The organism is Pantoea sp. Mhis (assembly GCF_009830015.1).
This window is the reverse complement of record NZ_SZZX01000012.1, coordinates 1-13,537: the sequence shown is the minus strand read 5'-3', so window position 1 is coordinate 13,537 and position 13,537 is coordinate 1. Positions and strand designations below refer to the sequence as shown.

The window sequence follows — 13,537 nt, the reverse complement described above, 5'->3', positions numbered from 1 at the left end:
CTGCTGTACCAAGTAAAAGAAGAGATTGTTCTTCAAAGTTGTAAAACATTATTTAACCTCCTTGCATTGGTGTAAGTACTTCAATTTGGCATCCTTCTTCTAACATAATAATATTATAATTATTTTTAGATATAAAATTTCCATTAAACGCAGTTGCTACATATGTTGTATCAAATTCAAATTCTTTTAATAATTCGGTAATATTATTAGATTGAGTACTTATAGGTTTACCATTAAGAGTGATTTTCATGTTTTATTCCTTTAGATATAAATTGTATTAGTTGTTTGGCTATTATAGGAGCTAATAAAAATCCATGTCTATACATTCCATTAACATAAAATATTCCATTATTGTAATTAATTTTTGGTAAATTATTCGGATAAGCAGGACGTAAACCGCTAGCACTTTCTATTATACGTGATTCGACTAATGCAGGATGTATAGTATAAGCTGCACTAAGTAATTCCATCATTGAACGTGCACTAATATTGGAATTATCATTACTTTCAATCATGGTTGCTCCTAGCATGAAATAACCATTTTGTCTAGGTACTAAATAACAAGGAAAACGAGGATGCAAAAGACGAATAGGACGAGAGAAGTTTATCTCTTTAGTATGTATGATTATCATTTCTCCACGAACTGCACGTAAAGATGGTAATTTATTTTTAGCATGAATTCCGCGACAATCTATAATATTTTTTTTTAGTTTATAATTTTTATTTAAAAATTGAACTCCTTTTTTATTTAATTTTTCGCGCATTTCTATTAGTGTTAATCGAGGATCAAGATGTGCTTCTTCTGAAAAGAAAAGACCACGCGAAAATCGATCTTCTAATTCTGGTTCTATTTTAGCAGGAAAAATCCATTCATATTTTTTTGTTATACGAGCAAATTGATTTAGTTCAGTTGTATCTCGAGCTGCAGTTATTACTAATGTTCCTTTATGTATTATATTGCTTACATGTTCTTTCCACCATAAAATAGAATCTTCTCCGAGAGTTATAAAGTTTGATGTTAAATGTTCAATTTCACACCATGGTGAAAGCATACCTCCTGCAAACCAAGAAGCAGGCGTTTGGTTTTTATCATAGATTACTGTAACTTTTTCTCCATTTTCTATTAATATGGTTGCTACACATAAACCTACCACACCAGAACCTAAAATTGTCCAATTACTCACATGTATTATTCCAAAAAAAATATAATTGATTAATAAGATTTTGTTATTGAAATTACTATAGCATATGATTTTTTTTTAAATTAATTTTAGTTTTTATTAATTTTTTATTTTTAGTATATATATGTAATTTTAAATAAAATTAGCAATATTATATATGAATGTTATTTTTTATTAAATATAAATATTTAATATTATTAAAATTAAATACTTATTGATAATATTTTTTTTTTATTAAAAATATTCTATCAAATGTATATTAATAAAAATTTTGTAAGTAACGATATTTATTATATTTAATTGGTTTGATTTAAAGTTTTTAAATTTATTTAAATTGTATTTATTTGAAGTAGTAACTACATAAAACTTGATTATTTATACATGAATAGATCCTAAAATAGATCCAAATAGATCCAAATAGATCCAAATAGATCCCAGTTGCTATCTAAGCCTCATTCTACAAGGATTTAGCATATAATTATGTCCACTATAATCAGTAAAACGTCCACTATAATCAGTAATTGATTTACTATAATCAGTAATTGATTCACTATAATCAGTAATAACATTCACTATAATCAGTAGCAAATTTTTTTATTTATAAGATAAAAAACGTGGAGTGATATGAATAAAAAGAGTAAAAACAGTATGTTAATTAATGAAGTTTTATCAGTAATAAAAAATAATGGTGAAGTTATTCAACTTTATCCTAATAAAAATAATACGGTACAACCGGTCGCGCTTATGCGTTTAGGTTTATTTGTTCCTACCTTAAAATCTACTTCTCGCTGTAAGTCTGGAGCAATGGCATCCACAGACGCAACATCTGAATTAAAAAAACTTTCTTTAGTAAAAGCAGAAGGTTATGAAAAAATTACTATTACTGGAGCCCGACTAGATATGGATAATGATTTTAAAACTTGGGCAGGGATTATCCAATCGTTTTCACGTTATCCATCAATTACAGATAACACTGTTACACTATCTTTTGTTGATTTTGTTAAAATGTGTGGAATACCATCAATAAATTCTTCATCAGCGCTGCGAAAAAGATTAGATGCTTCGTTAAGACGTATTGCAACCAATACATTATCTTTTGAAGGTAATGGTAAAGTTTACCATACACATTTAGTACAATCAGCCTATTATGACCGCGAAAAAGATCTAATACGTATTCAAGCTGATCCTAAATTATTTGAACTATATAATTTTGATCGAAAAGTTTTATTACAATTGCGAGCTATTTCAAAACTTAAACGAAAAGAATCAGCGCAAGCACTTTATACTTTTTTGGAAAGTTTACCTACTAATCCCATTCCAATTTCACTTTCTCGTTTATGTATGAGATTAAATTTAGGTTCAAAGATTACTACACAAAATTATATTGTACGACGTGCCATGGATCAGTTAAAAAAAATAGGCTATCTTGATTATTCTGAAGTGAAACGTGGACGTACTGTGTTTTTTATAATTCACAGTAGAACACCTAAACTTGATAATAATATTGAAAATATAGAACAATTTATACCTTTTACTTTAACTTATTAATATAGACATAATAATATTCTTATATTTGAAACTATATTTATTTATGTTAAGCTTTTTAATTAAAATTTATTGAGTCTAATATTCAATAGAATAATAGTTTTTTATTTTTTTTATTAAAAAGAAATAAAAGTATTCATAACATACAATAACTATAATCAGTTATGGATATATATAATTATTAATTATTTTAATTTTTTATTACTGATTATAGTGAATGTTTTATAGTTACTTTGATGAAGTTTTTTGGAGAGTTTATAAAATATTTTTTATTTATGATTATTATCATAACTTCATAATCTATAATAATTTTCTTAATTTAGATTTGACTATATTTTAAATGCATATAAAGCATAAAATTAAAAATAATTAAATTCTATACTTAAAGTTATATTATATAATATTCATATGCACTTCATCATTACTTAAATATTTGTAATATTTACAATAAGAAATTGTCTATTAATATAGAAAATATAGATATCTCATGGCTTATGTAGAAAACTGCAGTATTAATTTTAAATACATTAGTTAAAATTTTTATTTTAAATTATCTTTTTATATTATTATTTAGTTATTTGTAATCAATAACTAAATAATAACGAAGTTACCTCAATATATATAAAAATAGTATATTGTAATTACGATTAAAATCATAAAATATTATAAATAACCATATTTTTTACAATATTTTAAATGCTTTCATATTTATTAGTACCTTCTGGCCAAGGTGTTAAAAGATCAAAACCATCTTTAGTTACAGCTAACGTATGTTCCCATTGAGCTGACAACGAACGATCTTTAGTAACCACTGTCCAACCATCTGATAAAATACTAGTTGCGGCTTTACCTACATTAATCATTGGTTCTATAGTAAAAATCATACCAGTTTGTAATTTAGGTCCCTGATGTGCATTACCATAATGTAAAATTTGAGGTTCATCATGATAAACCTTACCGATGCCATGTCCACAGTATTCTCTAACTACAGAAAAACCAGCTTGTTCAGCTTTGTGTTGAATAGCTTTTCCTATATCACCTATTGTTGCGCCTGGTCTAACTACGTTAATTCCTGCTTTCATTGATTTATAAGTAACTTCTACTAATCTTTTTGCTAATATTGTAGGTTCGCCTACGAAATACATTCTACTAGAATCTCCATACCATCCATCTTTTATTATACCAACATCAATATTAATAATATCCCCATTTTTAAGTTGTTTTTTACCTGGAATGCCATGACAAACAACATGATTAACAGAAGTACAAATGGTATGAGTATAACCTTGATATCCAAGATTAGCTGGAGTTACTTTTAATTCATTAACAATATAGTTATAACAAATAACGTCAAGTTTATCAGTTGTAATACCTGGATTAATGTAAGGCGTAATAATTTCTAGAACTTTTGCAGCACAGTGACCAGCAGCGCGAGCTAATTCAATTTCTTTAGTATTATATATTTTAATACTCATTTCGATAATACATCCTTAAAATAGTATGTACATGTTAATAGTTAATAACTGTAAAAAACATTACATAATTTTTTATATATAAATATATAAATTAACGTTAATTATATATTAATATATTTATATATTTAAAATAAAGTTAATGAAATTAAGGAATAACTTTTAATGATAGAAAATTATCTATATGAATTTTGTTTATTAGATAATTTTGTATTTATGCAAAAATAAAAATATTTATTTTATGGTGAATTTAAAATTATTTAAGTATTTATGTTAATTATAATGCATCAATTTTATTGATCCTTTAAGCTAAAGTTTGTTAATTTTATAAAAATTTTATCTAACTAAATTTATCAAAAATATAGATAATTTATTTAATATAAAGAGTGCATATTAAATAATAATAATAACAATAAAAATATATATTTTATAATATAATTTATTATGAAGTATAAAAGATGTATTTTATATTTTGTATAATTATGTCTAATATTAAAATAATTAATACAATTAATTTAAACATAATATATTAAAATTTTATAATCAATGTATTTTGTGAATACAGATCAAAAATCTTTACTTATCTATTTCAGATGTAACTTACTATGAATAAAGTTATTTAAAATTTATAATTTTAGTAATTTAAATATATTAAATATTATATATTTAATATATTTAAATTATTATTTATACTAATTTTAAGACTATATAAAAATAAGGTAAATATTATTTATGAAATAGTAATATAAAATATATACTTGAACAAATTAAATAAATATTATGCTTAATGAAGTTTTTAAATTTTATAGTAATTATTGTAATTGAGTTAATTAATAAATCTAAGAGATATCATTATAATGAATGTTTGTTTTTATTTAAAATTCTATATACTGAAGAACGTGCGATACCTAATTTTCGAGAAATATCGGTAGCTCCAATTTTATCTTTTGCACGTAAACGATATACTTCATGATAATCAATGGATGATTTTCTTCCACGATAAACGCCTCTGGCTTTAGCTGCTATAATTCCATCCATTTGACGTTCACGCCGCAAGTTATTCTCAAATTCTGAGAAAACGCTTAGAATATCAAGGAAAGCTTTTCCTGTAGCAGTTCTCGTATCAATAGGTTGTTCGATTACCATTAAAGTAACTTTACGTTGATTAAGATTGTAAAAAATATCCTGTAAATCTTTTACGCTTCGCGCTAATCGATCAATACGAGTTACTACAAGCGTATCTCCTGTGCGTAAAAATTCCATTAGTAAATTAAGTTCTATTTGTTTATTACGACTACTTCCAGTAACTTTTTCTGTACGAATAATTTCACAACCAGCTATACGAAGAGCTTTTATCTGTAAAGTTAAATTCTGTTCATTAGTCGAAACACGAGCATAACCATAAAGTGTCATAAATAATAAAAAGTGTCTTGTTAGGATATAGACAATGATAATATCATATTTTAATCGTAAAAAACAACCTTAATAGTACAAAAATAATGTCTTATTGTATTGTATGATTTAAATATACTTATATAGGATATTTAATATAATATAATTAAAAAACTAATATATTTAACATTCATTATATTTTTAAATATAGATTATAATATTTATGTTACTAATTAATGAGTATTTATACTATTAAATAAATAATAGTTGAGTATTTATTTTTGGTTTATTTTTCCATATAGAAGACTATTTATCTTAATCTTTTAAATAAAAAATATATTTCAAAAAGTTTATTTTTTATAATATAATTTTATAAATATATATGTTTATTGAATTTATTAATTAAAAATATTAATAATTAAATTAACAATATTTATAATTGTAATAAATTTGTACCAATTTATTACATAAATCAATTAATATATGAAAATAGATAAATTATTAATATTTTAAAAATTTTATTGAGTTGATTAACTCATTAAATGAATATTGCAATTCGAGTTAAATTTATCGTAAGTTTAAACTTGGTTAGATTACATTATAATGATAAATGTAACTGAATTCAGTTTAGCTAATTATTAGATCTCATTTGATGAAGAAGATATAATCTTCTTCATTAAAAATATAATTAAGTCTATTATTAATAGTAATTTATTTACTATTAATAATAGTAAATAATACTTATGTAAAAATAAATTTTAAGTATTTTATTTTTAATAAATTCATAATACATAAAATTTTAAACAAGATTATTATAATTATTTATATAATTAATTTTATTAATTGTAGATTAAATAAAAATGTATCAACGTATTTTATAATAAAATACAATTCTATTGTGTAATGTTTAATATAGATAAATATTATCATAAATTCATTATGTATTTGATATTTTAGTAATATACAAATAATAAAAATTATAACTAATTTTTATTATTTGTATATTAAAACATTAAAAGTTTACCATGAGATCATCATGTGTTCATCACGCTAATATTAGCAATAATATATACATATATATATATATTGAAATATATATATACGAGATAACTAATATTATTAATCTCAATAGCTATATTTTATGCAAATAAACTTTAAGTTTAAATTTTATTGAATTTATATTTAAAATATCTAATATAGAAATAAATAAATGTTTATTTCTATAAAAATTTTTAAAATAATTTCAAAAATATTATGCAAATAGTTTTATAAACAACTTATTAAAATAATTGATATATTTTAAATATGTGAAATTAGAAATTTATATTATTTTACTATTATGATTATATATGCATGCATATTATTAATATAAAATAACTATTTAAAATAGATTTATAAAAAAGTAATTAATATTTACATTAAATTTAATAGGATATGTTAAATTTAATGTAAAATTTTTGACATTTAATAACAATTAAATGTCAAAGAAAAATAATAGTTAATTTTAATTAGTCAATCAGTTATAATATTAATAATAATAATTTATATTTTTTAGAGTTTAGCTAAAAAATTAATTTGTTTAAATCATAAAATGATATCTAATTTTAAATTAAGGAGAGATTTATGTTTCCTTTTTCCAGTTTTTGGCAAGCTGGTTATGAAGGAGCTGACCATATTAATACTCAAGGTAAAAAACTTTCAATGAATATGCTAAATAAGCATAATAAGCAATTTGATGAAGATTATGCTTTATTATTACCTTTCGGTATTTATACGATACGAGAAAGTATTGGATGGAGACTATCAGAAATAAACATAGATAAGATGTTTATAACGTTAAAAAATAAGATGCGAGCAGCACAACGATATGGAATTCAAATTAATTGGATTTTATGTCATTACGGTTATCCTGAAGATATCAATATCTTTTCATCTACTTTTGTATCTAGGTTCACTTTTTTTTGTCAACGTATAGCAACATTTCTTTCAGATTATTATAATGAACAACCTCCTATTTATTCTCTTATCAATGAAATTTCATTTATGTCTTGGGGGATATCAACCGGATTATTAAGCAATAATAAGAAATATGATCCAAACGCTGTTAAACGTCAACTTATTCGTGCAACTATTTCAGGGTGTAAAGCTATTTTATCTGTTGATTCGCGTGCACGATTCTTACATTGTGATCCTATTATTCAAGTAATAGGCAAAAACACTACAGAATCTGAACAACAGACCGCAGCAGCGATTAATGAATCTCAGTTTCAAGCTTGGGATATGCTAGCTGGTTTATATGAACCTGAATTAGGTGGAGATCCTCGTTATTTAGATATAATAGGAGCAAATTATTATCATAATAATCAATGGATAATTAATTCGCCTAAACAAAAACTTGAATGGCATCTTGGAGATAGCCGTCGAATACCATTGCATGAAATGCTCAGTAATTTGTTTAAACGTTACAGACGTCCTATTTTACTTTCAGAAACTAGCCATGTAGGAAGTGGTAGAGCTGCTTGGTTAAATCATATTACTACACAAATAGCTCAAGCACAACTAAACGGCTGCGATATTAGAGGAATATGCCTATATCCAATTTTAGATTATCCACTTTGGGAAAATATACAATATTGGCCTCATAGTGGATTGTGGGATATTAATTTAAAGTTTGAGCGTATACTAAATACAGTTTATTCTAGTACGTTGAAACAATCAAAACGTTCTTTAGATAACTTTCAAAGTTTTCTAACTTTAACTAAGAAAACAAAGGATTCAATAATGAAAGATTTAGTTTTGGTGGTTTTTAGTCATCTTCGTTGGAACTTTGTATTTCAAAGACCACAGCATATAATGCTACGACTTGCACAATATTATCGAATTTTTTTTATTGAAGAACCACTCTTTCAAACAGGAAAATCTCCATATTTAAGAGAATATAAACCTGCTCCTAATATAACAGTGTTTCAGCCATATACAGATATTGAATTACCTGGTTTTCAAGTTGATCAAATAAAAGTATTATATCCTCTTATTACTAATTTATTCAGTAATGAGCAAAAAATACTTGCATGGTTTTATACACCAATGGCTTTTCCATTGGTTAATTGTTTCTCATCAAGTATAGTTATTTATGATTGTATGGATGAATTATCTGAATTTAAGTTAGCACCTTCAGCAGAATTACAACGACGTGAATCAGAGTTGCTAAATTCTGCTGATTTAGTTTTTACCGGTGGTCATAGTTTATATGAATGTAAAAAGAATCTTCATCCTCGAGTATATTGCTTTCCTAGTAGCGTTGATGCAGCGCATTTTGAACAAGCTCTTGACCGTAATAATACACATCCATTACAGGAACATTTGCCTAAACCAAGATTAGGTTATTATGGTGTAATAGATGAGCGTATAGATATTGAATTAATAAAATTATTAGCAATCTCTCATCCTGAATGGCAAATTTTAATGGTAGGTCCAATAGTAAAAATTGATCCTAATGATTTACCGCAATATAGTAATTTACATTGGTTAGGTATACAACCTTATGAAGCTTTACCTCATTTTCTTGCTGGTTGGGATATATGTTTAATACCTTTTGTCCTTAATAATTCAACTAAATTTGTTAGTCCAACAAAAGTTCTAGAATATATGGCTGCTCAATTACCAATTGTTAGTACTGCTATAAAAGATATAGAATTAAGTTATAGCAACATAATTAATATTGCTTACTCATATGATAATTTTATTGAAGCTTGTGAAAATATATTAACATTAACTATCAAAGATCTGAATAATCTTGCTATTAAAATGAAGTCAATAGTATCTGCTACTTCTTGGGATAAAACAGTTGAACAAATGCAATCTTATATTATAAAATTATATAAATAAAATGAATAATATATGTTGTTTATTTATTATATAAATAAATATTTAATCGATAACTTAATATATATTTTTTTATATATACTAAATAACTTTTTATTATAATCTATAAATATAAATATTATTATGTAAATATAAAATTTATTATCATGGTTTATAACTATACAAATGTATAATTTTATTTTTTAATTTATTGTTTTTTAATTTTTATAATAAATATAATTATATGTAGAATTATATTTTAATTTACGTTAATTAAAATTTATTTTTTCTATGAAAATTAAGCTAATAGTATTTATATTAATTAATAATAATTAATATGTTAATTAAATTTTTAATAAAATAGATTTTTGTTTTCTTTTTAATTTTTTACATAAATATTCATTTTAAATTATTATTATTTTCTTAAATATCTTATATATTGTATTATTTAGTATTAAATAATTATAATTATTATTATTAATTATTTATTTTAGATATATCCTAATATATGAAACCATAAATAATTTATAGGTAATAAAATTAAAATGCTTAATATAAAAATTAATAAACAAAGCTGTAATCCATCTTTAGCAGGCACATTACCTAATTTCATTGCAACTATAATAGGTGAAGCTTGGTATGGTAACAAAGGAGTAGCATAAATAAAAACTTGCAGCATAATTATTGTAATTAAGGAAAAATCCGAAGAATATGCTAATTTTGAAGCCATTGGTGTTATAATAGCTGGTACAGCATTAGCTGTAAACATTAAATCTAGTAAAAAAACTAATATATTTAATGAAATAAAATTAAAAAACGGCTCATGTGGTTTTATTGGTACTAATTTAATTAATACATTAGAAACAGTAATTCCTAGTCCTGAATCAGTAAGTAATGTAGTTATACCTAATATACCAGCAACATATAGACATGTGCAGAAATCTACATTATGCATAAAATCATGAGTAGAAAGAAAACCAATTTTTGGAAGTAAGCATATGCAAGCAGCTGCTAATCCAATCCAAGCGGCAGGTACACCATGTAAACCATCAGTTGACCAAAATAATAAAATAATTATTAATAATATTATTAATCGCCATTCATTATAACTAATTGATGATGACGTGTCTTTATTAAAAATAGCAATCGGTTCTGCACGGAACAAGCAAATAATGCAAATGATTAATAATATACCTTTAGCTATACCTAATATTGGCATCTGCAGTAACCACCATTGCATCCATTTAAGATGGAGTTGCCAAGTATTTTCTACAGCACTACTAAGTATTAAATTAGGTACATTTGCCGGTAAAATACTAGAAGAGAGTTGAAATGTACCAAAGCCTACTGCTAATGCTAGACCTATGCTCCCTCGACTTCCAGATTTAATTCCAGCACGCTCGCTTAGTGTCATAATTACTGGCATTAAAAGAGCAATACGTCCCATATTTGAAGGCATAATAAAAGCTAAAATATAACTTAACATTACTGTGCCAGTGACCATGCATAACCAGCTTTGACTGAAAGGAACAATCAGTAAATTAGCCCAACGTTGAGCTAATCCAACTTTGCGGATTGCTGTACCTAATACAAAACCACTTAGTACAATCCAGAACGCTTGAGATGTAAATCCTTTAAATATGCTTGTTGCTGGTGCTATAGAAAATAACATAGAAAGAGAAAAAAAAATTAAAGTAGTTATATATTCTGGTAATATCGCACTAGCCCATAATAAAATAGTAATAATAATAATGCAGGATGTAATATAAAAATGAATATTAGTCATGTATCACTGAACTTCCTTTTTATAGTTTATAAAATAAATAATATTAATCGCAAGTAAAAATAACAAGATATATAATAGTTATTTAACATGTAATATTAAATAACTATTATTAATATTTATGAGTTTTTATTAAATATTATATAATCTAGTGATGAATAAAATTTTTTGGTCTTTATTATATATAATTATTGTTATTAACAATAATATTTATTTATTTTATTTATATACATAAAATAAATTTTTTTATATAAAAGATAAATTATCTATTTATTAAAATAGGTTTTAAATAAACAAACGTTATTGTTGAATATTAATTCAAAATAAAAAAATTTAAATTTAAATATTATTATTTAGATAAGATAATTTATTTATTAATAAAATTTGATCCATGAAATAAAACGATTTTATTATTAAATAGTATTTTGGTATATTTTAAATTTTATTATTAAATTTAAAATATTTATAATTATAATATATTTATATATAATTTGCAGCTATAATTGCCAAGTTATTAAAGCCCCTTTTTATTAATATATTAGCTGCTTGAGCAGCTCGTATACCGCTAGAGCATACTAGTATTATACGTTGTTTTGGAGGTAAAGGATAAGTATATAGTTGCTTAATTAATATGCGTTTTGTATTTTTTATGATGTTATTTTGTATTTCTTCATGATTACGTAATTCTATTATATAATCTCTATTGGATACTAATTTTAGGTCAACAAAAGATATTTTAGGTTCATTTGGTTCATGTGCATTATCGAAGCGAAATTGACGAAATTGCCAATTAATAAAATCACAGTTTATTATGCACCCAAGCGGTGATGGTAATAAACCTAATAATACACTAAGAGCCATTTGCGCTTGCAGTGCACCTAATACTGAAACTGCAGGACCCATTACACCTCTGTTATTACAGTTATTACCTATGGAATTAGGAATTAATGGAAAAACTGCATGATAGCTAGGAGCGCTATTACAAAAACCTCCTACATAACCTTGACGCCCAATTACTGAAGCGCTAATTAATGGGATCTTTTTTATATAACAAATATCTGAAAGTGGATATGTGATAGCAAAATTGTCAGCTATATCTATTGCTAAATCAATATTTTTTAGTGCAAGTTTTAAACTACTAGGAGTCAATAATTTTTTTATAGCATCAATTTTTATGTTGGGATTAATTTTTTTAATATTTTTTTTTACACATGTTACTTTGGGTTTTCCAATGTCTTGCATTGTGAATAGAGTTTGTCGATGTAAGTTATGTATTGTAACATTGTCATTATCATATATGCGTATGTAACCAATACCAGAGCCTGCTAATTGTGGAAGCAACGTCGCTCCTAAGCCTCCAGCTCCAACAACTAGTATATTAGCACGTTTTAATATTTGCTGCCCAGCATGGCCTATTTCTGGTAGAATTATTTGGCGTTGATAACGTTCCATTGTTATAATTCTCATATTAAATTAGCTAAGCCAAAGATAGGTGTGGAATTTACTGCCATATCTCTTTTTTCCATTAGTCCAGCTTTATATGCTTTTTTTCCTGCTTTAATTGCTTCGCTAAAAGCACTTGCCATTAAAACAGAATTACCAGCTTTTGCTATTGCAGTATTAAGTAAAATTCCATTGAATCCCATTTCTATTGCTTGTGTTGCTTGTGATGGTGTACCAATTCCCGCATCAATAATCAATGGTATATCATTAAACCAAGAACGCATTGTACGTAATCCATCTATATTTCTTAAGCCTTGGCCAGAACCAATTGGAGCAGCCCATGGCATTAGTAATTTACAACCAGCAGCTAATAGCTTTTCTCCAACAATTAAATCTTCAGTAGTATAAGGAAATACTTGGAATCCTTCTTCATTTAAAATTTTTGTAGCTTCTACTAAAGCAAAAGGATTAGGTTGTAAAGTATCAGCATGGCCTATTATTTCCAATTTTATCCACGGTGTGTTAAATATTTCTCTTGCCATGTGTGCAGTTGTTATGGCTTCTTTTACTGTATAGCATCCTGCAGTATTTGGTAAAATATGAACATTAAGTGTTGTAAGTAATTTGCGAAATGCTTCACCTTCTTGGCCTTCACGTCTTAAGCTAACAGTTATTATTTCAGTACCTGATGCATTAATAGCTTCTTGTAAAATTTTTGGAGAGGGATATCCTGCTGTACCAAGTAAAAGAAGAGATTGTTCTTCAAAGTTGTAAAACATTATTTAACCTCCTTGCATTGGTGTAAGTACTTCAATTTGGCATCCTTCTTCTAACATAATAATATTATAATTATTTTT

At 25.0% G+C, this 13,537-nt stretch carries 10 protein-coding genes; 2 read left to right on the top strand and 8 right to left on the bottom strand.

The genetic code is table 11. The features are described 5' to 3' along the window. Positions 1–52: 52 nt before the first annotated feature. The 3 genes from thiS to FD727_RS04105 form a co-directional block, all read right to left on the bottom strand. The gene (gene thiS / locus FD727_RS03925; RefSeq protein WP_159938878.1) at positions 53–250 is read right to left on the bottom strand and encodes a sulfur carrier protein ThiS; all 198 of its coding nucleotides are present in this window, start codon (positions 248–250) and stop codon (positions 53–55) included. Further along, a complete protein-coding gene (locus tag FD727_RS03920) occupies positions 234–1,184 on the bottom strand; it encodes an FAD-dependent oxidoreductase (RefSeq protein WP_159938876.1) in 951 nt (316 codons plus the stop codon). The genes thiS and FD727_RS03920 overlap by 17 nt, the downstream gene beginning before the upstream one ends. 438 nt (positions 1,185–1,622) lie before the next feature. Beyond that, entirely contained in the window at positions 1,623–1,754 is a 132-nt protein-coding gene (locus FD727_RS04105; protein WP_255454580.1) for a hypothetical protein, read from the bottom strand. 51 nt (positions 1,755–1,805) lie between these two features. Here FD727_RS04105 and FD727_RS03915 point away from each other — a divergent pair, with 51 nt between their 5' ends. Further along, positions 1,806–2,729: a RepB family plasmid replication initiator protein gene (locus FD727_RS03915; RefSeq protein WP_159938875.1), complete on the top strand. Its 924-nt coding sequence runs from the start codon at positions 1,806–1,808 to the stop codon at positions 2,727–2,729. A gap of 689 nt (positions 2,730–3,418) precedes the next feature. Here FD727_RS03915 and map read toward each other — a convergent pair. Both map and FD727_RS03905 read right to left on the bottom strand, forming a co-directional pair. Next, a complete protein-coding gene (gene map, locus FD727_RS03910) occupies positions 3,419–4,201 on the bottom strand; it encodes a type I methionyl aminopeptidase (RefSeq protein WP_159938873.1) in 783 nt (260 codons plus the stop codon). An 849-nt stretch (positions 4,202–5,050) separates the two neighbouring features. Next, on the bottom strand, positions 5,051–5,611 hold the full coding sequence (locus tag FD727_RS03905; RefSeq protein ID WP_159938871.1) for a recombinase family protein: 561 nt from the start codon (positions 5,609–5,611) through the stop codon (positions 5,051–5,053). 1,602 nt (positions 5,612–7,213) lie between these two features. Here FD727_RS03905 and FD727_RS03900 point away from each other — a divergent pair. After that, complete coding sequence (locus FD727_RS03900; protein ID WP_159938870.1) at positions 7,214–9,478, top strand: glycosyltransferase; 2,265 nt, start codon at positions 7,214–7,216, stop codon at positions 9,476–9,478. Between the two features lie 466 nt (positions 9,479–9,944). On the opposite strand, the gene FD727_RS03895 is transcribed toward FD727_RS03900, so the two are convergent. From FD727_RS03895 to FD727_RS03885, 3 genes are all read right to left on the bottom strand, one after another. Next, positions 9,945–11,240, bottom strand: a complete 1,296-nt coding sequence (locus FD727_RS03895; protein WP_159938869.1) for an SLC13 family permease — start codon at positions 11,238–11,240, stop codon at positions 9,945–9,947. Positions 11,241–11,717: 477 nt separating this feature from the next. Continuing rightward, a complete protein-coding gene (locus tag FD727_RS03890; protein WP_159938867.1) occupies positions 11,718–12,689 on the bottom strand; it encodes a ThiF family adenylyltransferase in 972 nt (323 codons plus the stop codon). 11 nt (positions 12,690–12,700) lie between these two features. Then, positions 12,701–13,459, bottom strand: a complete 759-nt coding sequence (locus tag FD727_RS03885; protein WP_159938866.1) for a thiazole synthase — start codon at positions 13,457–13,459, stop codon at positions 12,701–12,703. Between the last annotated feature and the right edge of the window lie 78 nt (positions 13,460–13,537).

Bases quoted from the DNA above. Each gene is read 5' to 3' on its own strand.
- FD727_RS03900 (WP_159938870.1), top strand. From the start codon at position 7,214: ATGTTTCCTTTTTCCAGTTTTTGGCAAGCTGGTTATGAAGGAGCTGAC.
- FD727_RS03915 (WP_159938875.1), top strand. From the start codon at position 1,806: ATGAATAAAAAGAGTAAAAACAGTATGTTAATTAATGAAGTTTTATCA.
- FD727_RS03890 (WP_159938867.1), bottom strand. From the start codon at position 12,689: ATGGAACGTTATCAACGCCAAATAATTCTACCAGAAATAGGCCATGCT.
- FD727_RS03905 (WP_159938871.1), bottom strand. From the start codon at position 5,611: ATGACACTTTATGGTTATGCTCGTGTTTCGACTAATGAACAGAATTTA.
- FD727_RS03885 (WP_159938866.1), bottom strand. From the start codon at position 13,459: ATGTTTTACAACTTTGAAGAACAATCTCTTCTTTTACTTGGTACAGCA.
- map (WP_159938873.1), bottom strand. From the start codon at position 4,201: ATGAGTATTAAAATATATAATACTAAAGAAATTGAATTAGCTCGCGCT.
- thiS (WP_159938878.1), bottom strand. From the start codon at position 250: ATGAAAATCACTCTTAATGGTAAACCTATAAGTACTCAATCTAATAAT.
- FD727_RS03895 (WP_159938869.1), bottom strand. From the start codon at position 11,240: ATGACTAATATTCATTTTTATATTACATCCTGCATTATTATTATTACT.